At 60.7% G+C, this 20,112-nt stretch carries 21 protein-coding genes; 10 read left to right on the top strand and 11 right to left on the bottom strand.

Features of this window, described 5'->3' with window-relative positions; translation table 11 throughout:
* Window positions 1-12 precede the first annotated feature (12 nt).
* The 3 genes from pstA to ACK509_RS11665 form a co-directional block, all read right to left on the bottom strand.
* Window positions 13-1,668 (bottom strand): phosphate ABC transporter permease PstA, encoded by a 1,656-nt coding sequence (pstA, locus tag ACK509_RS11675; RefSeq protein WP_410766711.1) that lies wholly within the window; start codon window positions 1,666-1,668, stop codon window positions 13-15.
* A complete protein-coding gene (pstC, locus tag ACK509_RS11670; RefSeq protein WP_410766710.1) occupies window positions 1,669-2,628 on the bottom strand; it encodes a phosphate ABC transporter permease subunit PstC in 960 nt (319 codons plus the stop codon). It abuts the gene before it with no gap.
* 62 nt (window positions 2,629-2,690) lie between these two features.
* Window positions 2,691-3,722 (bottom strand): PstS family phosphate ABC transporter substrate-binding protein, encoded by a 1,032-nt coding sequence (locus tag ACK509_RS11665; RefSeq protein ID WP_410766709.1) that lies wholly within the window; start codon window positions 3,720-3,722, stop codon window positions 2,691-2,693.
* 342 nt (window positions 3,723-4,064) lie between these two features.
* On the opposite strand from ACK509_RS11665, the gene ACK509_RS11660 reads away from it, so the two are divergent.
* Window positions 4,065-5,066, top strand: coding sequence for a PhoU domain-containing protein (locus ACK509_RS11660; protein WP_410766708.1), 1,002 nt, complete (start codon window positions 4,065-4,067; stop codon window positions 5,064-5,066).
* Between the two features lie 105 nt (window positions 5,067-5,171).
* Here ACK509_RS11660 and ACK509_RS11655 read toward each other — a convergent pair whose 3' ends face one another.
* The gene (locus ACK509_RS11655) at window positions 5,172-5,546 is read right to left on the bottom strand and encodes a 30S ribosomal protein S8e (RefSeq protein ID WP_410766707.1); all 375 of its coding nucleotides are present in this window, start codon (window positions 5,544-5,546) and stop codon (window positions 5,172-5,174) included.
* A gap of 132 nt (window positions 5,547-5,678) precedes the next feature.
* On the opposite strand from ACK509_RS11655, the gene ACK509_RS11650 reads away from it, so the two are divergent.
* Window positions 5,679-6,125, top strand: coding sequence for a DUF2240 family protein (locus tag ACK509_RS11650; protein WP_410766706.1), 447 nt, complete (start codon window positions 5,679-5,681; stop codon window positions 6,123-6,125).
* A 29-nt stretch (window positions 6,126-6,154) separates the two neighbouring features.
* Here the strand turns inward: ACK509_RS11650 and ACK509_RS11645 are convergent, their stop codons facing one another.
* On the bottom strand, window positions 6,155-6,469 hold the full coding sequence (locus tag ACK509_RS11645) for a hypothetical protein (protein WP_410766705.1): 315 nt from the start codon (window positions 6,467-6,469) through the stop codon (window positions 6,155-6,157).
* A 122-nt stretch (window positions 6,470-6,591) separates the two neighbouring features.
* Here ACK509_RS11645 and ACK509_RS11640 point away from each other — a divergent pair, with 122 nt between their 5' ends.
* Complete coding sequence (locus tag ACK509_RS11640; RefSeq protein ID WP_410766704.1) at window positions 6,592-6,978, top strand: hypothetical protein; 387 nt, start codon at window positions 6,592-6,594, stop codon at window positions 6,976-6,978.
* A 6-nt stretch (window positions 6,979-6,984) separates the two neighbouring features.
* Here the strand turns inward: ACK509_RS11640 and ACK509_RS11635 are convergent, their stop codons facing one another.
* Window positions 6,985-7,644, bottom strand: coding sequence for an HAD family hydrolase (locus ACK509_RS11635; RefSeq protein ID WP_410766703.1), 660 nt, complete (start codon window positions 7,642-7,644; stop codon window positions 6,985-6,987).
* 90 nt (window positions 7,645-7,734) lie between these two features.
* On the opposite strand from ACK509_RS11635, the gene ACK509_RS11630 reads away from it, so the two are divergent.
* Complete coding sequence (locus ACK509_RS11630) at window positions 7,735-9,003, top strand: DNA double-strand break repair nuclease NurA (protein ID WP_410766702.1); 1,269 nt, start codon at window positions 7,735-7,737, stop codon at window positions 9,001-9,003.
* 19 nt (window positions 9,004-9,022) lie between these two features.
* Here the strand turns inward: ACK509_RS11630 and ACK509_RS11625 are convergent, their stop codons facing one another.
* A complete protein-coding gene (locus tag ACK509_RS11625; protein ID WP_410766701.1) occupies window positions 9,023-9,379 on the bottom strand; it encodes a hypothetical protein in 357 nt (118 codons plus the stop codon).
* 112 nt (window positions 9,380-9,491) lie between these two features.
* Between ACK509_RS11625 and ACK509_RS11620 the strand changes: the two genes are divergently transcribed.
* The 3 genes from ACK509_RS11620 (at window position 9,492) to ACK509_RS11610 (ending at window position 12,588) form a co-directional block, all read left to right on the top strand.
* A complete protein-coding gene (locus ACK509_RS11620) occupies window positions 9,492-11,360 on the top strand; it encodes an ATP-binding protein (protein WP_410766700.1) in 1,869 nt (622 codons plus the stop codon).
* Window positions 11,361-11,429: 69 nt separating this feature from the next.
* Window positions 11,430-12,068: a rhomboid family intramembrane serine protease gene (locus ACK509_RS11615; RefSeq protein WP_410766699.1), complete on the top strand. Its 639-nt coding sequence runs from the start codon at window positions 11,430-11,432 to the stop codon at window positions 12,066-12,068.
* A gap of 91 nt (window positions 12,069-12,159) precedes the next feature.
* On the top strand, window positions 12,160-12,588 hold the full coding sequence (locus tag ACK509_RS11610) for a universal stress protein (protein WP_410766698.1): 429 nt from the start codon (window positions 12,160-12,162) through the stop codon (window positions 12,586-12,588).
* Here the strand turns inward: ACK509_RS11610 and ACK509_RS11605 are convergent.
* Complete coding sequence (locus ACK509_RS11605; protein WP_410766697.1) at window positions 12,581-12,712, bottom strand: hypothetical protein; 132 nt, start codon at window positions 12,710-12,712, stop codon at window positions 12,581-12,583. The genes ACK509_RS11610 and ACK509_RS11605 overlap by 8 nt on opposite strands.
* Window positions 12,713-12,723: 11 nt before the next feature.
* On the opposite strand from ACK509_RS11605, the gene ACK509_RS11600 reads away from it, so the two are divergent.
* Window positions 12,724-13,395, top strand: a complete 672-nt coding sequence (locus ACK509_RS11600; protein ID WP_410766696.1) for a nitroreductase family protein — start codon at window positions 12,724-12,726, stop codon at window positions 13,393-13,395.
* A 199-nt stretch (window positions 13,396-13,594) separates the two neighbouring features.
* Window positions 13,595-13,750, top strand: coding sequence for a hypothetical protein (locus ACK509_RS11595; protein WP_410767273.1), 156 nt, complete (start codon window positions 13,595-13,597; stop codon window positions 13,748-13,750).
* Between the two features lie 18 nt (window positions 13,751-13,768).
* Here the strand turns inward: ACK509_RS11595 and ACK509_RS11590 are convergent, their stop codons facing one another.
* Window positions 13,769-14,878, bottom strand: coding sequence for a KaiC domain-containing protein (locus ACK509_RS11590; protein WP_410766695.1), 1,110 nt, complete (start codon window positions 14,876-14,878; stop codon window positions 13,769-13,771).
* Between the two features lie 139 nt (window positions 14,879-15,017).
* Between ACK509_RS11590 and ACK509_RS11585 the strand changes: the two genes are divergently transcribed.
* Window positions 15,018-15,839, top strand: a complete 822-nt coding sequence (locus ACK509_RS11585) for an NAD(+)/NADH kinase (RefSeq protein WP_410766694.1) — start codon at window positions 15,018-15,020, stop codon at window positions 15,837-15,839.
* Here ACK509_RS11585 and ACK509_RS11580 read toward each other — a convergent pair.
* Both ACK509_RS11580 and carB read right to left on the bottom strand, forming a co-directional pair.
* Entirely contained in the window at window positions 15,836-16,558 is a 723-nt protein-coding gene (locus ACK509_RS11580) for an SDR family oxidoreductase (RefSeq protein WP_410766693.1), read from the bottom strand. The two genes, ACK509_RS11585 and ACK509_RS11580, sit on opposite strands and share 4 nt — an antisense overlap.
* Window positions 16,559-16,755: 197 nt before the next feature.
* Window positions 16,756-19,989 (bottom strand): carbamoyl-phosphate synthase large subunit, encoded by a 3,234-nt coding sequence (gene carB, locus ACK509_RS11575; protein WP_410766692.1) that lies wholly within the window; start codon window positions 19,987-19,989, stop codon window positions 16,756-16,758.
* Between the last annotated feature and the right edge of the window lie 123 nt (window positions 19,990-20,112).

Below are 20,112 nucleotides of genomic sequence, written 5' to 3'. Positions count from 1 at the left end.
ATAATCGTGTTGTTAGCTTTCGCGTTCGTACTTGTTGCGCAGGACAATCGCGACCGAGTTCATCGCAAGGAGTACAGCGAGGAGGACGACCACACCGGCCGGGACGGCCTTGGTGTAGAAGTCCTCGCTGGCGAAGAGACTCGACCACGCGTAGACTTGGAGCGGCATCGCGCTCACCTTCGACGAGAGTTCCGTCGGGAGGTTGAACAGGACGTTCGGCGCACCAATCATGATGAGCGGTGCGGTCTCACCGATTGCGCGACCGAGTGCGAGAATCGTCCCGGTGAGGATGCCGGGGAACGACTCTGGAAGGACGACGTTGCGAACGGTCTGCCACCGAGTCGCCCCCATCCCGTAGGATGCCTGTCGGAGGTCGTTCGGAACCGACCGAATCGCCTCCCGTGAGGAGATGATGACGATAGGCAGGATGAGCAACGAGAGTGTTGCCCCGCCGATGAGTACCGTCCCGGTTGACTGGCCGAGGTAGTTGACGAAGACGCCCAGACCGAGCAACCCGTACACGACAGAGGGGACGCCCGCGAGGTTCGAGATGTTGACGTCGATAAATCGCGTGAACTTGTTGTTCGGTGCGTACTCTTCGAGGTACACTGCGGCACCGACCCCAACCGGGAACGACATCGCGGCGACCGTACACATCAGGAGAATCGAGCCACCGATAGCGGGGTAGAGACCAGCGTTCTCTGCACTCCCACTGTGAGCGCTCGTGAGGAACTGCCAATCGACCCAGGACTGTGGGCCAGCAAAGCCGAGCGTGTTGACGATGAACGCGCCGAGGAGCGCGCCGCCGAGAACGATGGCGACGAACACCAGTCCAGCGCGGTCTTTTTCGTTCGTGAGTGCATTCCCACCGGCGTACGCCGCCGTCGGGAGCAGCGACACCGAGGCGATGATTGCCATCGCAACCGAGCCGAAGCCAGTCATCGAACCGATGAGTGCGCCCACAGCAGTCAACGCGAAGGTCGCGAGACCGGCGGCGAGACCAGTTCTGTCGTCGCGGATATCGGCGAAGTACTGGCCGATGACGACACCGGAGACGCTGCCGAGCATGAGCGTGACCATAATCCACGGGGTCGGAACGACCGGCAAGGACTGAATGAGGTCAGCGACGCTCGGGATAATCGACGGGAGGCCGAGCGTGGAGCCGATAAACCCGGGGAAGCCGAACAGAGAGAGATAGAACAGCGTACCGGTCAGTCCGACACGCGCGCCGAACGGAATCTGTTGGTCGTACTTCGTGAGTCCGACCACGACGAGCGCGGGGAGTACGAAGGCGACGGCGAACGAGAAGGCCACCAACGGCGGGATGATGTCGATGAGTACGAGTGCCAACCCACTGGCAAACATGAGCGAGACGACGAGCATCCCGAGTACCATCGAGCCAAAGACGAGTGCGTCGGTGTTTCGCTGGTACAGATAACCGCCCGCGAGGACTGTCGGAACGACGAGGACGGCGAAGAACGTCAGGTGCCATCCGGCATCGGCCGTCAGCGGTTGAATCGCGTCGTTTGCGACGTAGACGAGTAACACCGCGAGCGTGACGATGCCGAACATCGTCGCCGCCATGAGCAGGTACCGGAAAACCGTCCCTGCGGTTCGGCTAACCTGTCCGAACCCAGAGATAGTCCGTGGTTCGTTCTCGGTCGCCATTTAGTAGACCTCCCGGTACTTCTGTGCGACGTAGTCGCTGATGATGTTCATGACGAGTGTGATGAAGAACAACACGAGACCGATAGCGAACAGACTTCGGTAGGCCAGTCCACCGCCGGTGATGTCACCGGTGAGGAGCTGGACCATCGCGGCGGTCATCGGCAGCGCACCTTCGAGGTACGACGCCGGGTTGAGGGGGTTGAGGAACTTCGCTTGTGCCCCTGCGGCGACGGTGACAGCCATCGTCTCGCCGATTGCGCGCGAGAGCGCGAGGATAAACGACGAGAAGATGCCAGAGAGCGCCGCGGGAACGACAATCCCGGTGGACACGTCGAACTTGGTCGCACCCATGCCGTAGCCTGCTTGACGGAGTTCGTCCGGAACCGCAGACATCGCGTCTTCACTAATCGAGGCGACCATGGGGATAATCATGATACCGACGACGATGCTCGCCGAGAGCAGGTTGAACGTCCCAATCGAGGGAATCACCGTCTCGATGGCGGGCGTGATGTAGATGAGCGCGAAGAAACCGTAAACGACGGTTGGAACGCCCGCGAGGATTTCGAGGGCGGGCTTGAGAACCGACCGTGCCTGTGCGCTCGCGTACTCACTCAGGTATATCGCGGTGGCGACACCGAGTGGGAGTGCGATGACTGCCGAACCGATGGTAATCATCAACGTCGCCGAGACGAGCGACAACACACCGAACTCGTGGCTGTTGATTTGCCACGTCGTACCGGTGATGAAGTCGATGAATGATGCTGTCTCTCCTGTGACCCCCATCAAATGCGCCGAGAAGTTGAAGAACTTCGCCGCTTCGGTGACGAGGAGTACGACGATACTGATGGTCGTCACGACGGATAACGTCGCGCACAGGAAGAAGAACGACCGTGTCAGTAACTCCCGCGGAGAGTTCTCCGTTCGCCGCGTGAAGTCGTTTGCCGGGTCATCTGTGCTCATTGGATAGTATGAATCGTGGGGTATGAAAAAACGCTTCGTTACTCTATTCAGCCGTTAGACGTCTAGTTAGCGCCTTCGATGGCCGAATTGAGTTTGTCGAGCATCTCTTGCTGCTCTTCGTCACCGAGTGGGACGTACCCGACTTCGTCGGCGACGATTTCCTTGCTGGTGGAGTTCTCCATCCAGTAGCGGGCAAATTCGGCGACGTGTTCCTTCGCGAGTGCCTGCTCTGCGGGGTAGGTAAAGAGCGGGCGCGAGAGGGGGTTGTATTCGCCGGAGAGTGCAGTATCGAGCGACGGTTCGACGTAGTTGCCTTCGTCGTTCTCGATAGAGACTGCCTGCACGGCCTCGGTGTTCTCGCTGTAGTACGCGAATCCCATGTAGCCGATGGCGAACTCGGACCCTTCGACACCCTGGATGATGGTGCGGTCCTGCTCGGTTGCGGAGTAGTCCTGGCGGTGGCCTGGACCTTCCTCGCCGATGATTGCCTCGATGAAGTAGTCGTACGTACCGGATGCGTCAGTGGGACCAAAGATTTCGATTGGCTCTTCCGGCCATTCGGAGTTCACATCGGACCACATTTCGGGCTGTTCTTCGGCCGAGAAGATGGTCTTGAGTTGCTCCGTGGTGAGGCCCTCGCTGATGAAGTCGTTGTCGTTGTTGACGATGACGGTCAGGGCGTCGGTTGCAACCTTGAGTTCGACGGGGTTGACGTCGTTGCTCGTACACTGCTCTTCTTCTTCGGGCTTGATTGGGCGCGACGCGTTGTTGAAGTCCGTCTGACCCGTACAGAAGTAGTTGGCGAAGCCGCCACCGGAGCCAGTGGACTGGATGTTGATGCTGACTTCCGAGTGGTCGCTCTGGAAGCGCTCTGCCATTGCGGTTGCGAGCGGGAACACCGTCGAGGAACCAGCGATGTTGATTTCTCCGGAAAGTCCTTCACTTTCAGAGCCGGATTCCGAGTCCTCGGAGTCGCCGCCTTCCGAACCGCCAGTGTTGCTCTCCGTACAGCCAGCGAGACCAGCAACGCCAACTGCACCAGAAGCGATCAGGAACTTACGTCGGGACAGGACATCGTCCGTTTTACGCGTCATCAGTTTTTTCGAGCCCAGTTATCCGTAAATACCCTGCTATGACAAATATATAGATGTATGTGGTGGTATGTTTACAGACCCAACCGACACAGGCCCCAGATAATGGCCGGTTTGAGCGAACGGTGGTCGCACAATAGTATGAATCGTGTGAACGTGTGACGGGCGTACTGTTGTCTATTGATTCATTCTTTTGGCTACATACGTATACGCCCGATTTCGAACTGAGAACTAGTGTGTAGAGACGTACCCCTTTTGTGCTATTACTCCCCTCTATTGCGGAAAATGGCAACTCGATATATAGTAGTAGACAGATTTATTGTGTGGAAGTGTTCACAATCCTGTATGGTCGAAACCCGAAAGGTGCAGGTCACCGGTGGCTCGACATTTACAGTCTCCATCCCGAAAGACTGGGCCACTGAAAACGGTATCTCTGCCGGGAGCGAAGTCGAATTCTATCCGGAGAGTGATTCGCTGTTTTTGACCCCCCGTACTGAAGAAGAGCGAACAGAGGGGACGCTCGAAATCACGAATCTAGAGAACGACGAACTCACGCGCGCAGTCATGACGATGTACGTCAGCGGGTTCGACATTATCTCACTGGAGAGTTCCCGAATCTCTACCGACCAGCGCCGCACGATTCGCGAGGCGACGCAGAGTCTCGTCGGTCTCGAAGTTCTCGAAGAGACCCGCGACCGAGTCGTCATCCGCGACTTGCTCGACTCGTCGGAACTCTCGATTCACAACGCCGTCACGCGTATGCGCCTCATCGCGATGTCCATGCTCGAAGACGCCATCAGCGCACTCGCCGAACTGGACGAAGACATGGCCCGCGACGTTATCCAGCGCGACGACGACGTTGACCGCCTCTGGATGGTCGTCTCGCGCATCTTCCGCGCGACGCTCCGAACCCCAAAGGCCGCCGAAGAACTTGGTCTGCCCCGCGAGGTGTGTTTCGACTACCAGTCTGCCGCGCGCCAACTCGAACGTATCGGCGACCACGCGACCAAGATTGCTCACCTGTCGCTGAACTTCGAACAACCCGTGAGCGAGGAAATCGTCGAAGCAATCGAGGAACTCTTCGAAGAGGTCAAAGAAGTCGTCAACGGCGGCATGGACGCCCTCTTCGCCGACGACAGCGCCGACGCGACGAGACTCGCCAACGAGGCGCGCGAATCGGTCCAAAAAATCGACGAGCGCGCCCGCGCCATCGACGAACTCCTTCGTGACCTCGACCCCGCACGCGCACAACTGCTCGGTCTCATCGTAGACTCCGTCTCCCGTGCTGCCGACTACGGTGGCAACATCGCCGAGACCGCACTCCAGAAGGCCGCGCCGACTCCCTGAATTTGGGTTCGACGTTTCTGTCTCTTTCTCACCTATCGAGCGAACGCATTCGCTCTTCGAAGCAATCGTCGGTGCCACGCCAATCCGGCGTGGCGAGAGAGAAGTTTACTCGTCGATGCTGACTGCGTTGACCTGACCGTCCTGTCCGGGGCGGGAGGTCACGCGAGCGCGACCAGCACTGGTGTCGATAATCGAGCCCTTCGTGATGATGTTACGACGGGCGTAGTTCACGTTCGACGGGTTGTCGACGACACCCTCGATGTCGGCTTCGGTGACCTCTGCGCCGTCGGCGACCTGCGCGACGTTCGTCGAGAGGGCACGAAGCTTCGTCTCGTTACCGCGGGAGTCGATAACCTGGAACCGTGGCTCGCCGACCGTCGTTGCGGCGGGTTCGCGTCCCAGTTGGTAGCGCTTCTTGTTCGAGGACGGCTTGAGTCGTCCACCGGTCCGCTTTCGCTTGGAGCGTCCTTGGTCCTTCATACGGGGTACAAACCTCGGTGAGTACTTGAATCGCTCGACTCACGTCTTGTGGTGCCGTGACACGGCACCTCGCGCGAATCGCTCGGCCAAGAACGCAAACCGTTTAGTTCGCCCGCCGCACCCGTCGAATCGATGAGCCTCGATGTCACTGTCGCCGTTCCGTTCCGTCAGCACGGGGCGACTCGCCTCGGGGAAGGCGAGTTCGTCGTCGCCCTCTCGCTCGACCGCGACTGGTTCTCGCCGGACCAGGCAAAGCGCCTTATCGACCTCGCCGCAGGTCGCGGACTCGTCGAACTCGACGATGGAGACGTCGTCGCCGCCTTCGACCCCGCAGACGTGACCGTTCCAGAAGAGTTCGAACCCGACGCGTCGGTCCTGCGCGAACAGTCCGCGTTCGAGCAAATTCTCGACGCCTGCGTCGCCGCCGGAATCGAGAAACACACCGCCGTCGCCGACATCAACGACCGCCAATCCCGGCTCGGCCTGACTGCCGAAGCGGCGGCCGTCCTCTTCGCCCGCGAGAACGACATCGACGTGACCGATGCCGCCCAGAAGGCGAAGTCGTCGCTCGGTGAATAGCGAATCCGCCGAACCCAGTGGGTCGTAACTCAGGAAGACAGGTCCACTTTCTCGACCTGTACGAAGTAGTCGCCGCAGGGGTCGTCCTCGGTACCATCGCCTTGTGAGACGGCAACAGAGTAGTAGGAACCCTCGTACTCGACAAGCGGTTTTTCCACGTCTAAGAGCGCCACGTCGCACTCGTGTATCCCACCTTGTTCGAGCGCAGTCGTGAACTCGGTCTGTGCTTCAGACGGTAACTCGTGAAACGAGACCACATCTTCGGATGGTGGTGCGCCCGAACCGAGACAGCCAGCGGCCACAACCAGAAAGACGAGGGAACCGAGTACCAGCCGACGATTCATAGCCGACGTTACACGGCAATGGCAATGAAATGTCAGGTGAGCGTCAACGGTGGTAGTGGGATGGACGGAGAGCGCCCGCGCCGAAGCGACACCCCAAAACCACCCCTCACCAAAGAACGCGTATGGTCGTTGACTCTCTCTCGGACGGTAAGCGAATCGCCCAGTTGCTCGCTTCTGAACTCACCGGGCACGAAGAGGCGTTTGCACGACTCGAAATCGTCGATTCGGACCCCGACGTAGAACCCACCGACGACGGCACATTCGCCTACGGTGTGGACTTCGACGACGAGCGAGTTGCCGACGTGTTCGTCCAACCGGACCGCGCGCGCGTCGAATTCCGTTCCAAGCCAGACCTCACAGCAGAAACTGCGAGCGAGGCCGACCTTCGCGTCCGTCCGAAGGCCGTCCGCCCGCCGCGAACGCTCGTCTTTCTCGAAGATGGCGCGCAAGTCAAGTGGGTGTTACCGACGTTTCGGTCGCTCGTTTCGGCGCTCGAAGCAGAACAGTAGACAGACTCAGAGGTCAGCGAGGAGTTCGGGTAGCCGAACCGACAACTCGTCGCGGTGGATGTGGGCGATAGCCCGTGGGTCTGGGTCGTCGCTCTCGGGACCGAGTACCTGCACCGGAACGAGTCCGGCCTCGTGTGCGCCCGCGATGTCGTGTTTGACGCTATCGCCGACGTACACCGTCTCATCTGCCGGTGTGCCGAGGGCCTCCAAGAGCGCCTTGAACGACCGGCCATCTGGTTTTCCGGCATCGAGTGCGCCCGTGACGAGTGCAACGTCGAAGTGGTCGTTCCAGCCCAACTTGTCGAGTTTCGACTCCTGTGCGAGTACAGGCCCGTTCGTGAGTACGCCGATTCGGTAGGTAGTCCGGAGTCCGGCGAGCATGGCTTCGACACCCGAAACGGGAACCACCGCGTCGGTGATACGCTCACGGTAGGCCGTCGCCACGTGTTCGGGGTCCACGGATGTATCGTGGTCGTCGAGCAGGGTCTCGAAGATAGGCGTCCGCGTCTCACCCGTGAGATGTTGTTGGTGCGCTCTGAGATATGCTTCTCTGGACAGCGGCGGCGCGCCGGTTTCGCTCACTGCTTCAGAGAGAATGGTCTCGCGGTCGCGCGTTGGGACCGCAAGCGTGTAGTCGAGGTCGAACCCGACTGCGGAGACAGGCATCGTCGGCCGACCGTTAGTCACCAACTGATATGAGCGTGCCGACGTTGGAAAGAGGGTCGTGTTTTTTACCATTCAGTACGACGCCGAGGTATGACCCTCGACCCCGTCCACGTGGACGACATCGCGCGCTTGGCGAGCCATCTCGCTGGCACGATGGACGACACCGACCACGACGACGTGGCCCGGACGGTGTGGGAACAGTGGCTCGACCCGCTGCGACCCGCCAGCGGCGGCCTTCCCGTCCTCGAACCCCTCGGCGAGCAACGACTGAGCGCCGCCGACATCGACGACGTTGCGCTCGCCGAACCACCGTTTCCGACGGTTCACGGCCTCGATTCGGGGACCATCAATCCCACGACGTTCAAGAATGGACTCGTCCTCGACGTGGCACACGCCGCGATGGCGGCGGACCCATCCGACCTCGACTTGCACCGCGCTCGCAGTATCGTCATGACCGCCCACACGCGCGACCCGACTGTCACTATCGGCGACGACGAGTGGCGAAAATCCGACCAAGGCTATGGCCGACGGCGCGTCATTCGCGCCCCGCGCGTCAGTCGATACGCCGAGGGCGTCGTCCACGCACTCTCGTTGTATCTCGCCGAGAGCGCCCACGCCCTCGAACACGCCGACGAGGTGTCGGACCTCCTGTTTCTAGACGGGCCACTCTACCCGAAAGAACTCCTCAACTGGCGTGACCGAGACGCCGAACTCCGCGATTTGACGCGCGAGGCTCAACCGAAGGCCATCGTCGAGAACTACATCCGCCTCGTCGAGCAGTTCGTCGAGCGCGGCGTTCCTATCGCTGGCTTCGTCAAGAATCCCTCGGCGAAGCACATCGTCAACACCGTCGAACGACACTTTAGCGAGTCCGGTGGGAAGGTACCATGGATAGACGATATCGCCTTCTTCATCCAACTCCTCGAACAGCGAACCGGTCCGGACCTCGATAATCGGCGCACCGACCAACTCACGTTTACGAACTGGTTCATCTCGCGTGGCGGGTCCGATAGACAAGTCAGCGCCGATGGCGACGCCTTCGATATCGAGCGCAACCTCGACCCCGAGGAGTACACAGTCACGTTCTTCGCGCTCTACGACCCGCGAACCGACGTTGGTTACCGAGTCGAAGCACCCTACGCCGTGACGAAAAACCCGGAAGTGCGCGAGAAACTCACGTTGCAGGCAGTGCGAGACGTAGCCGCCAACCGCGGCCCGCCGACGGCAATCGAGAAGGCCGACGAGTTGGCTCGGGTGAGCGTCGGTGAGAAAACCGCACTCCGTCGAAAGCTAGCAGAAGAGATGTCCTCAGAGGCGCAGTACACCTATGACGACCATCGTTGGACGGGCGACGAGTGATTCGACAAACGATCCAGCGTTAGACCGGCCCCGCCGGAGACCCCTCTTCTTCCGGTCGAGTCACTTCGATATTGACGGCATCGCCTGCGACGCCGACGCGAGCGAATTGGGTTCTGATGTGTTCTTTGGCGGCATCGAGGGCTTGGTCGCGCGTGTCGAACCCACGGGGAAGTGGCGTATCGAACGCGACGTTGATGGTTCGACCGTCGATAGTCGTCTCGGTCCCGCCGCTTTCGACCTCGTAGAACTCGTCACAGACCCACACATACGGTGCGTCCTCGTCGGGCGCACCGCGGTACTTCGGGGCTTCTTCACCACGCTCGAATATCGTTCCCGTGAGCGTCGTGCCACCGCCATGTCCGCGGACTAGAAGCATACCACGGATAGGTGCGCGAGGGCAAAAAGTCGTGCGCGGCACGGGGATACATACCAATTCTGTTGCACCCGCGTGCTGAGGCTTTTTAATCGGTGGCCTCATCGATGTGGGCATGAGCGATTTGGGGGATTTCACAGATATTCGCGGTGACGAGGGTGACACTGGACGTGAACCGTCCCGTCAGTCACCCCCAGCGAGTACCGCCGAAGAGACGAACGGCGAGACGAAAACCGACGCCGCTGAGGAGACCAACGGTGAAGACAGTCTCTCGTTCGAAACGTACGATGCCGAGCCCGTTGGAACCGAACAGGGCCTCGGTGCAATCGCCGTCTCCCAGGGCCTTCGCGTCTCGCAAGATAGCGACCGAACGACCCTCCGTGCGTTCGTCACGACGGGGAACCGAGAACACGTCCGTCTCGGTACCTATCTCGTCGTCCCGTACCCCGACAACGAACTCCTCTTTTGTCACATCGTCGGCCTCGAATACGCCCAGGAGTTCCACGCCGACGACGCCACCGAAATTCACGCCCGTCGCGCCATGCGTCGCTCGGAAGACGACTTCCGCGAGCGCGACTACAAGTTCATGGCCGAGTTGGAACCCCTCGCCGTCCTCTTTTCTGACGGCGACGAACTCAAGCGCCGGATGGTTGATCGCGTGCCAAAACCCGGCGCAACTGTCGGCGAAGCCAAGGATGCAACCCAAATCAAGACCGGTCTCAAGATTCCAGAGGAAGGCGTCTTCCTCGGCCACCTCTCTGTCGGTGGCGAGAAAGTTCAGACCTCTGCGACGCCCCCGACCATCGACTACCGACTCAACGACGACTACACCGACGGCGACCCGCTCGTCTTCCGGCACTCGCTCGTCGCGGGTGGCACCGGGTCGGGGAAGACCCACGCCTCGAAGAACATCCTTCGCCAGTACCTCTCGCCCGAGCGGTGTTACGAGATGGACGACGGCCGCGACGTACAGGCCGCAGTCGTGCAGTTCGACCCGCAGGACGAGTACGCACAGATGCACGACGACAACCCGGATTTGGACGCGAAAACGGCTCAGCGCTACGAACGCGAGGGCATCGCCCACGGCGGCCACGACGATACTATCGCGCTCGTCCCCAAGATGGCCGGGTCGTCGTACGCGGGCGCGAACCACCGCGCCGAGCAACTCGAGTTCACGATTCCATTCTCGATGGTAGACGACCTGCCGTGGCTCGTCGCTGGGAGCAGTCTCAACGAGAACCAGTACCCCGCACTGCTCACGCTCATCAACCGCTTCTTCCGCAACTACGGCGACACCGGAACCTACCAAGAGTTCCTGACGTTCCTCGACGACCCTGCACTCAAAGAAGAACTCCACGAGTCGGGGCGAGTCCACGAGGCGACCTTTGACGCGGTCAAGCGTCGTGTTCGCGGCGTTCCGAGCGGCGTCTTCGACCAAGACGCGAAGCCGATTACCGAGTTGGACCACGAACTCGTCCGTCCCGGTGGACTCACCGTGGTGCCGACCTACCACCTCCCGACGAGTCGCGCGAAAGAACTGTTCGTCCTCGCCGTCTCGTCGATGCTCATCGACGACAAACTCTCGAACGACCCGCACAGCGACCGCATCAAAGAGACGCCCGTCGTGCTGGGAATGGACGAAGCTCACAACTTCCTCTCTGATGCCGACACCGTGCAGGCACAGAAGGTCATCCAGAAGTTCACCGAAGCCGCGAAACAGGGGCGCAAAGAGCGTCTCGGTCTGTTCCTCATCACGCAGGACCCACAGGACATCGCCGACCCGGTGTTCAAACAGGTCAACACGAAAATCGTCCTCAACCTCGGCGACGAAGACGCCATCAAGAGCGTCAACATCCCACCGAATCTCGAAAGCAAGGTGCCGTACATGGAGAAAGGCCAGATGGTCGTCTACTCGCCCGATAACTCCGACCCCGTCGAACTCATCGGCCTGTCGAACTGTGTGACGCGCCACGGCGACCGGTAGAGCGCGAACCGGGCCAGAAATTCGCCCATCGCAGGCACGTTTATTCTACCTCAGTTGATAATTCTGCACATGGCAGAAACGGACTGGACCTCGTTCAGCGACGAGCGCCATCCCGGTGCCGACGAGACACTCGCAGGCGCAGTCGTCAGGAATCCAGTCGTTCAGACGCTCTTCGTGATGCTCGTCGTTTCGACGGCGACGTGGATTTCGGCTGTCGTTGGTTTCGGGCGGAATTTGTTCGTCCTCTCCGCGCCGCTGGCGACGTATCCGTGGACGCTCGTGACGAGTGTCTATGCACACGTCGGGCCGGGTCACCTCTTGAGTAACGCAGTCGTAATCGTCGTCTTCGGCGGCATCGTCGCGCTCTCGACGACGAATCTCCGGTTTCATCTGTTCTTCGTAGTGACGGGGATGGTCGCCGGAGTGGTCCAAATCGTCGCCCTGTCACACCGAGGAGTTCCGGTTGGGGTCCTCGGCGCGAGTGGAGCGGCGTTCGCGCTCATGGGCTACGTTCTCGCCTCGAACCTCTTTTCGAAGTTCGTCTTGGACCGATTGAACATCCCAACGTGGGTGGGACTACTCACCGTCGCGTTCGTTGCGGCGGTACTCACGATACAGTACAGTGGACCCGGAAGCGCCGTGATTGCGCACTTTACGGGGGCAGTCATCGGTCTCGTTACAGGACGAATGCGACTGTTGCACCGATAGCCTCGTCTTACTCCACCCGTGTCTATCCGGCGTTCGTGTCACCGTACCAACTACAGCGCAGGTTTTTGTCCTCCCCCCGATTAATCGGCGTATGGCCACCCACATTCTCGTTCCAGTCGATGGGTCGGAGCAGTCGATAGAGGCGCTCCGATTCGCCGCGACGGAGTGGCCGCAGGCGAAACTCACCCTCCTGAACGTCATCAACCCAAGTACCGCGAAATACACCGACAGTGCCTTCAGTGGCTCCGAGGAGTGGTATCAAAAGCAAAAGCGCAAGGCGACAGAGACGTTTGCCACGGTGAAAGCCGAAACATCGCTCGTCGATACTGACCGTGACATCTCCACTCGCATCGCCGTCGGTAAACCCGCGAAGACGGTCGTCGAAGTCCTCGAAGAAGATAGCTACGACCACGTCGTCCTCGGGAGTCACGGACGAACCGGGGTCACCCGTGTCATTCTCGGAAGCGTCGCCGAAGAAATCGTTCGGCGCGCTCCGGTTCCGGTGACCGTCGTCAGATAAATTGAATCTCCGACACGTCGGTGACACCGATGTCACCCGGTGAAATCGACGCCATGAGTACTGCCAGCACCCTGGAATCGGTGTTTTTCCCCGGATGCACGTCGCCTATTATCGTGTCGTCCATTAGGCCTTCCAATGGACTTCGAAGAAGTCGTCGCAACCCGACAATCGGTCCACGAATACGCAGACGAACCACTCGATAACGAGACGCTCGAATCCATCTTCGAGAACGCCATCGAGGCACCATCGAGTTACAACCTGCAACCGTGGGAGTTCGTCGTCCTGCGCGAAGACGACACCAAAGAAGCACTCCGCGCCGCCGCGTACGACCAAGAACACGTCACCGGTGCCGCCGCATCGGTCATCATCCTCGGAAACAAGGACCCCGAAGCACACGCCCAGACTGTCGTCGACGACATGCTTGACAAGGGCTACCTGCCGAGCGAAGACGTCGCCGAAGGCATCCTCGACAACATCGCTGGAATGGCCGACCTCCCCGAAGAAGAGCGCCGCGTTTGGACGACCCGCTCTACCTCGCTCGTCGCCATGTCGCTCATGCACGCCGCCTGGAACGAAGGTGTCGCAACCTGTCCCATCGGCGGGTTCGACCCCGACGCAGTACTCGACGCGTTCGACATCGACGGCACCCAGTACGAACCCGTGATGCTCCTCACGATGGGTATCCCTGCCGACGACGCTGGCGAACTGCAGGCGGAGTCGAAGTACCGTCGCCCGGTCGACGAAGTCGTCCACTACGAATCGTTCTCCCCCGAACAGACGGCCGAACCCGCACCCGCAGACGACTAACGCAGAACGCCTCGGGCACGTTCTACGTACTTCTCCCACCCGTTCGACGGCGAACAGCGAGCGACGCAAACGCGAACAGGTGAGTCAGACGATACTGTTGGGCCCAGAAACTGTCACTCCCAGAAATACCCTGCTGTCGGATGTGACTAACAATCAAATAGGTGCGAACGCTACCACTGAATGATATCGTATGTTCGTGATGTCGAGCGATGATTTTTCGGTTCACACGAAGGCGTGTGAAGAGGTGAGTGGGATGTCGCTCAGCAGTCTCCCGGACGAAGTAACCTCGTTAGACGATTTGGCCTGTGAGTGTTGGGAGAAATTCGACTCGTTCGAAGACATCCCGAGCGCCTAAGCGAGAGTTGGAGAGACGTTAGAAGATATTCGCCTGTCGATAGACGCTAATCCCCTCGTTCGTGAGTTCGTAGGGTTTGGTCTCGCGAGAGTGGTTGGCGTCGCGTATCTTCTGAATCTCGATTGCGAGTCGGGTTTCGCGGAAGTCGTCGGGGCGGACGTACTGGAGGATGAACACCGCATCCGAGAGATATTCGACGATGCCGTGACGAGACGCGTATGGGTTTTCTCGGCTCGCTTCGGAGGTGAGCATCGTCGTCACACCTGCGTCTTTCAGCGCGCGGGCGAAGTTGAACACCTCGCTACGGCGTTTCGACGGGTGGTCGTACATCATCTCCAAGAGCGACACCGAGTCGAGGACGAGACGGTCCGCCCCGAAGTCATCGACGAGTCGCGGGAGGTCGTTTCGGATGCTCGAAAGGCTGTTTGCCATCTCGACGGGGTCGAGGTCGACGATTGCCAGTTGGCCGTCGTCTTCGTACTCGCCGAACGGCCAGCCTTTCTCTTCGGCCGTATCGAGGATGCGGCGACGGCTCTCTTCGAGCGTGATGTACACGCCGCTGCCGCCGTTTTTCATCGCTTCGTAGAGGAACTGGAGGCCAAAGGTGGTCTTACCCGTCCCGGCGCTCCCAATCGTCACCATGAGCGAGCGTTTGGGAACGCCACCGAGAATCATGTCGTCTAACCCCTCGATACCGGTGTCGATGCGGTCGATGTTGGACTCGAAATCTTCGTCGTCGAACGACGGCGCCTCTGGTTGGGTCGTCTCGCCGAAGCCGAACACTTCGTCCGAATCTTGGGGGCCGTCTGCACCCATGGCGTCCATGTCGAATCCGTTCGGGTCGGGCGCGTTCTCGAACGCGGTTTCGAAGTCTATCGCAAACGGGTTGTCGCCGTCTGCTTCGTCTGACGCGCTCGCTGCTGTGTCGAACTCCACAGTCTCCGCTGTGGAGGGTTCGTCCCATCCCTCGTCTGCGTCGGCATCAGACGTGTGGGCCGCGTCAGTGGTTGCGTCGGTATCGGATTCTGGGGTGTCGGAGACTTCGGGGTCTGCCTCGGTTTCGGCGTCAGCGTCGTCGCCTTCGCCCTCGCGGAGTGCACGCTCGAACCAGTCGTCATCGTCGCTCACGGGGACCACCAGATGACGGTGTCGCCTGCTTCGGTGCCTGCCATCACCTCAACGTCGGGAGCGAGCGTCATGAACGTTTCTCGTAGTGTCGGACGAGCATGACGGTGTGTTTTTTGTCGGGCGCGTCAAACCGCGGGTTATGAACGTCGGCATCGTCGCGCAGAAGGGCAACAGGCAGGCCGCCACCCTCGCCAGAGACATGCGCAAGGCGCTCTCGAAGGTCGATGTCGAAGTCCGATTCGACGAGGCAACCGCGGCGGCGCTCGACCGCTCGGGCGTCCCCGTCGAGACGTTCCACGAGTGTGACCTCGTGGTGAGCATCGGCGGCGACGGAACGTTTCTCTACGCCGCCCACGGGTCGGACGGCGTCCCAATCGTCGGTGTCAACCTCGGCGAAGTCGGCTTTTTGAACGCCGTCTCGCCCGAAGACGCACTTCAGACCGTCCTCGAAGAAGTCGCCGCGTTCCGCGCTGGTGACCAAACGATTCGTGATGTCCCGCGCATCGTCGCCCGCGGCGACGACTGGGAGATGCATCCCTCGATGAACGAAGTCGTCATCCACGGCCCGCGACGCGGCCACGGCGGTGGGGCGACCTTCGAGATTCGCGTCAACGGGTCGGTGTATTCGAGCGGTCACGCCGATGGCGTCCTCGTTTCGACTCCGGCAGGGAGTACCGCATACAACCTCAGCGAAGGTGGCCCGCTCGTCCATCCCGGCGTGGAAGGACTCGTCATCACCGAGATGGCCGCCGCAGATGGCATGCCACCGCTCGTCGTCCCACGCGATGCAACGGTCACCGTCACCGTCGAAGACGCACCGTCGGCCGTCGTCGTCGGCGATGGGCGAACCCGGCGGTCTATCGACTCACCGGCGTCGATTCGAATCGAACCTTCGGAGTCGCCGGTGCGACTGGCGGGGCCGACGTCTGACTTCTTCCAAGCGTTAGGAAAACTCGATTAATCGGCGGGTTCGACCGACGGCCCGCCCCACGGCAGTTCGACAAGTCGGTTCGGCGAGTTTCGAAGGCCGAGTCGTGAGACGATTTCGAAGGTACGATTCTCGGTTGCTTCGGTAAAGAGCGAGCGGACGAGGACGTCCGCGACATCTGCGCGGGGAATACTGCCGCTTACGGAGTCGCCGCCCTCGCCGACGAGAATCTCGCCTGTCGCGGGCGCGTCGGTGAGCGCTCCGGGGCGAATAATCGTATGGATGAGCGACGAGTCGCGGAGACGAGATTCGCTCTGTTTCTTGGCAGAAAGCACGCCTGCAGCGGTGAGTATCGCACGCATCGACAGCGGAATCCCATCTTTGGAGTCACCAACACCGATGGAAGAACAGAGAACGAATCGAGAGACACCGGCGGCAGTGGCCGCATCGATGAGGTTGATGATACCGTCGCCATCGACGAGGTTGCCACGAATCGCGTCGATGCCGGGTGTCGAACCGACCACGGAGATGACTGCATCGACGCCGACGACCGCCTCCTGTGCGTCTTCGGCGTCGAGTAAGTCGCCGACGACGACCTCGTCAGCACCCTGTGCCAACAGGTCGTCGCGCGCGTCGGCATCGCGTGTGAACGCTCGAACGGTGGCGGCTGTCTCGGCGAGCCGGGCGAGGACGACTCGTCCGGTTCGGCCAGTCGCGCCCGCCACGAGGACGCGCATGCCAGTCTGTGTCATGGGCGTATGTAGGACCGAGGCTCAATAACCTTCGTGAACGCGACAAAAGTCCGCACGCACCGAATAAGGTTGGCGTCGGTTTCGTAAGTGGGTGACCAGGTCACCAATCCCCAGTCGACACCAACCGTGCTAGTTAGTAGCGCACGTGAGGAGATAACGGCGTCGGGAACAGTCGAGTCCGACCCCGTGTAGAAGGCTTACTGTCCCCAGTTGGCGACGGTGCGCGGGCGTTCGGAGACGGGTGCTACATCGATTGGTTCGTCAGCCGCAGCGCGTGCTTCGAGTGCCGCCTTCGCCGAGGCGAGCGTCGAGAAGTAGGTGACCTCTTCTTCGACACACTCGGTCAGAATCGCGCGGTCACGCGAGACCACGAAGTCGATTGCACCCTCGCGGAGCGTCGCAACGAGGTCGTCCATCTCGCCGGGTTGGACCACGTCGTAGTACTCATCGAACGCATCCAGGAGTTCCTGTCCTGCGTCGGTGTCGGCACCGGGGAACTCTTCGTCTGCGAGGTCAACGAGGACCATCCCGTCTGCGGGAATCGGGTCGTTTGCGGCGGCCTGGGCCTTCTCGTAGGCTTTGGCGAACGTCGTCGCCGTCCCCATGACCTCACCCGTGGACTTCATCTCCGGGCCGAGGCGCGGGTCCGAACCCGGCAGGCGGTCGAACGGCAAGACGACTTCTTTGACCGAAACTTGCTCGGGAATCTGTTCTTCGACTCCGAGTTCGTCCAACGTCTGTCCGGCCATGACCTTCGCGGCGAGTTTGGCGATTGGGACGCCCGTCGCTTTCGAGACGAACGGCACTGTGCGCGAAGAGCGCGGGTTGGCTTCGAGAACGTACACGTCGCCATCCTTGACGGCGAGTTGGACGTTCATCAGCCCGACCGTTTCGAGTGCCTTTGCGATGTCTTCGGTGACTTCGCGGACGCGTTCCATGGTCTCGTCGTCGAGCGAGCGCGGCGGAATCATACACGCGGAGTCACCGGAGTGAATGCCAGCGGCTTCGACGTGTTCCATCACGCCACCGATGAGGACGCGTTCGCCGTCGCACACTGCGTCAACGTCGAGTTCGACGCCGTCGGCGAGGAACTGGTCGATGAGAATCGGCTTGTCGGGCGAGACACGGACTGCCTCCTCGATGTACTCCTTCAACTCGTCGTCGGAGTGGACCACGTCCATCGCGCGCCCGCCGAGGACGTACGATGGGCGGACGAGTACGGGGTAGCCGATGTCGTTGGCGAGTTCGAGTGCCTCGTCTTCGCTGGTCGCAGAGCCACCCTCGGGTTGGAGGACGCCGATGTCATCCATGAGACGGTTGAAGCGGTCACGGTCTTCTGCGAGGTCCATCGCGTCCACAGTGGTTCCGAGGATTTCACACTCGACGCCACGGCGATTGAGTTCGGCTTCGAGTCCGTGGCCGATGTTGACCGAGGTCTGCCCACCGAACTGGACCATCACGCCGTCGGCGTCGATGGCTTCGATGACGTCTGCGACCTCTTCGTTCGTGATTGGCTCGAAGAACAGTCCATCAGACGTGTCGTAGTCGGTCGAGACAGTTTCGGGGTTGTTGTTGACCACGTGTGCGTCGATGCCCTCCTCGCGGAGTGCTTGGACAGCGTGGACCGCACAGTAGTCGAACTCCACACCTTGTCCGATACGAATCGGGCCGCCGCCGACCACGACGACGCTCTCCATGTCGCGGTCCACGCGGAGTTCGTTGCCTGCGGCGTCGCCTTCGAACGGCCCGCGGAAGAACTCCGGCTTGCGTGAGGAGTAGTAATACGGCGTCTGTGCGGCGAACTCGCCCGCACAGGTGTCCACCTGTTTGTAGACGCGACCGGGGACGTTCTGTTCGACGGTATCGACGGTTTCGCCGGTTGCTTCGGCGATGCTGGCGTTCGTGTGGCCTGCGGAGGCAGCCGCGGCGAAGTCACCTTCTGCGGCGTCCTCGACGGATTCGACGACACGGCTGAAGCGCTCGACGTACCACTCGTGAATGTCGGTGAGTTCGACGACTTCTTCGACCGAGTAGCCGCGTTCGAACGCCTCGAACATGGCGTACGGGCGGTCAGGCGTCGGTTTGACGAGGTACTCCGATTCGAGTTCGTCGTCGGAGATTTCGTCCCACTCGGCGGCGGGGTCGTACTCAGACGAGCGAAGCGCCTTCAAGAGTGATTCTTCGAAGGTCCGACCGATTGCCATGGCCTCACCCGTGGATTTCATCGCCGTGGAGAGTTCGAAGTCCACGTCGCCGAACTTGTCCTTGGGCCAGCGCGGGACCTTCGTTACCACGTAGTCGATTGCGGGTTCGAAGGCTGCAGTCGTTTCGCCGGTAATCTCGTTCGTAATCTCGTGGAGGCGCTTGCCGAGTGCGACCTTCGCGGTCACGCGGGCGATTGGGTAACCAGTCGCTTTGGATGCGAGCGCCGACGAGCGCGAGACACGTGGGTTCACCTCGACGACGCGGTATTCGCCGCCGGGTGTGCCGTCGTCGTGCCACGCGAACTGGATGTTACAGCCACCCTGAATTCCGAGTTCACGGATGACTTCGAGCGCGGCGTTACGCATCTCCTGGTGGCCTTCGTCGGGGATAACCTGCGATGGAGTGACGACGGTGGATTCGCCCGTGTGAATCCCCATCGGGTCGATGTTCTCCATGTTGCAGATGATGATACACGAGTCGTCGGCGTCGCGCATCACCTCGTATTCGAGTTCGACCCAGCCAGCGATGGACTCGGTGATGAGGACCTCATTGTTGCGCGAGAGGCGAAGCCCCTTGCGAACGCGGGCGAGGAGTTCGTCCATCTCCGAGACGACACCAGAACCGGAGCCACCGAGCGTGTAGGTCGTCCGCGAGATGACGGGGAGGCCGCCGACCGAATCGACCGCTTCCTCGACGCGCTCTGTGAGTGCGGCTTCGGTGATGTTCGAAACCTGTTCGCCGTCTTCGAGTACGATGGTGGTCGAACGGGGAACGGGCTGGCCGATTTTCCGCATGCGCTCGCGGAACAGGTCGCGGTCTTCGGTCGCGTAGATGGTATCCAGCGGCGTGCCCATGATTTCCACGTCGAACTCGTCCAAGACGCCCTCTTCTGCCAACTCCGCGGTGACGTTCAATCCCGTCTGTCCACCGAGTCCCGCAATGACGCCGTCAGGGCGCTCTTTGCGGATGATTTCGGCGATGGCTTCGGTGTTGATAGGTTCGATGTACACCTTGTCGGCCATCTCCGGGTCCGTCATGATGGTCGCGGGATTGGAGTTGACGAGGACGACTCGTGCCCCCTCCTCTCGAAGGGCGCGGCAGGCCTGTGCGCCGGAGTAGTCGAATTCCGCCGCTTGTCCAATCTGGATCGGGCCACTTCCGATGAGCAAAATAGTCCGGTCGTCGGCGTTTGCCGGTGTACCGGGTTGGGTGTCCTCGTCGGTCATCGTCGGTTTTGAGTCCGCACATCGTAATAAGTCCGGCGAAAAATTACGAGGTCCGAAATCGAGTTACGATTTTCGCAATATGTGCTAAAGTATCGAATAGTCGCCCGAGGAAGGCTTTTGAGG

This window comes from Haloferax sp. DFSO60 (assembly GCF_046557615.1).
Classification (GTDB): Archaea; Halobacteriota; Halobacteria; order Halobacteriales; family Haloferacaceae; genus Haloferax.
The sequence above is the reverse complement of the archived record's forward strand: the minus strand, read 5'-3'. Positions and strand labels throughout refer to the sequence as shown.

Coding starts and splice junctions, on each gene's coding strand:
- pstA (WP_410766711.1), bottom strand. CDS start 1,668: ATGGCGACCGAGAACGAACCACGGACTATCTCTGGGTTCGGACAGGTT.
- pstC (WP_410766710.1), bottom strand. CDS start 2,628: ATGAGCACAGATGACCCGGCAAACGACTTCACGCGGCGAACGGAGAAC.
- ACK509_RS11665 (WP_410766709.1), bottom strand. CDS start 3,722: ATGACGCGTAAAACGGACGATGTCCTGTCCCGACGTAAGTTCCTGATC.
- ACK509_RS11660 (WP_410766708.1), top strand. CDS start 4,065: ATGGTCGAAACCCGAAAGGTGCAGGTCACCGGTGGCTCGACATTTACA.
- ACK509_RS11655 (WP_410766707.1), bottom strand. CDS start 5,546: ATGAAGGACCAAGGACGCTCCAAGCGAAAGCGGACCGGTGGACGACTC.
- ACK509_RS11650 (WP_410766706.1), top strand. CDS start 5,679: ATGAGCCTCGATGTCACTGTCGCCGTTCCGTTCCGTCAGCACGGGGCG.
- ACK509_RS11645 (WP_410766705.1), bottom strand. CDS start 6,469: ATGAATCGTCGGCTGGTACTCGGTTCCCTCGTCTTTCTGGTTGTGGCC.
- ACK509_RS11640 (WP_410766704.1), top strand. CDS start 6,592: ATGGTCGTTGACTCTCTCTCGGACGGTAAGCGAATCGCCCAGTTGCTC.
- ACK509_RS11635 (WP_410766703.1), bottom strand. CDS start 7,644: ATGCCTGTCTCCGCAGTCGGGTTCGACCTCGACTACACGCTTGCGGTC.
- ACK509_RS11630 (WP_410766702.1), top strand. CDS start 7,735: ATGACCCTCGACCCCGTCCACGTGGACGACATCGCGCGCTTGGCGAGC.
- ACK509_RS11625 (WP_410766701.1), bottom strand. CDS start 9,379: ATGCTTCTAGTCCGCGGACATGGCGGTGGCACGACGCTCACGGGAACG.
- ACK509_RS11620 (WP_410766700.1), top strand. CDS start 9,492: ATGAGCGATTTGGGGGATTTCACAGATATTCGCGGTGACGAGGGTGAC.
- ACK509_RS11615 (WP_410766699.1), top strand. CDS start 11,430: ATGGCAGAAACGGACTGGACCTCGTTCAGCGACGAGCGCCATCCCGGT.
- ACK509_RS11610 (WP_410766698.1), top strand. CDS start 12,160: ATGGCCACCCACATTCTCGTTCCAGTCGATGGGTCGGAGCAGTCGATA.
- ACK509_RS11605 (WP_410766697.1), bottom strand. CDS start 12,712: ATGGACGACACGATAATAGGCGACGTGCATCCGGGGAAAAACACCGAT.
- ACK509_RS11600 (WP_410766696.1), top strand. CDS start 12,724: ATGGACTTCGAAGAAGTCGTCGCAACCCGACAATCGGTCCACGAATAC.
- ACK509_RS11595 (WP_410767273.1), top strand. CDS start 13,595: ATGTCGAGCGATGATTTTTCGGTTCACACGAAGGCGTGTGAAGAGGTG.
- ACK509_RS11585 (WP_410766694.1), top strand. CDS start 15,018: ATGAACGTCGGCATCGTCGCGCAGAAGGGCAACAGGCAGGCCGCCACC.
- ACK509_RS11580 (WP_410766693.1), bottom strand. CDS start 16,558: ATGACACAGACTGGCATGCGCGTCCTCGTGGCGGGCGCGACTGGCCGA.
- carB (WP_410766692.1), bottom strand. CDS start 19,989: ATGACCGACGAGGACACCCAACCCGGTACACCGGCAAACGCCGACGAC.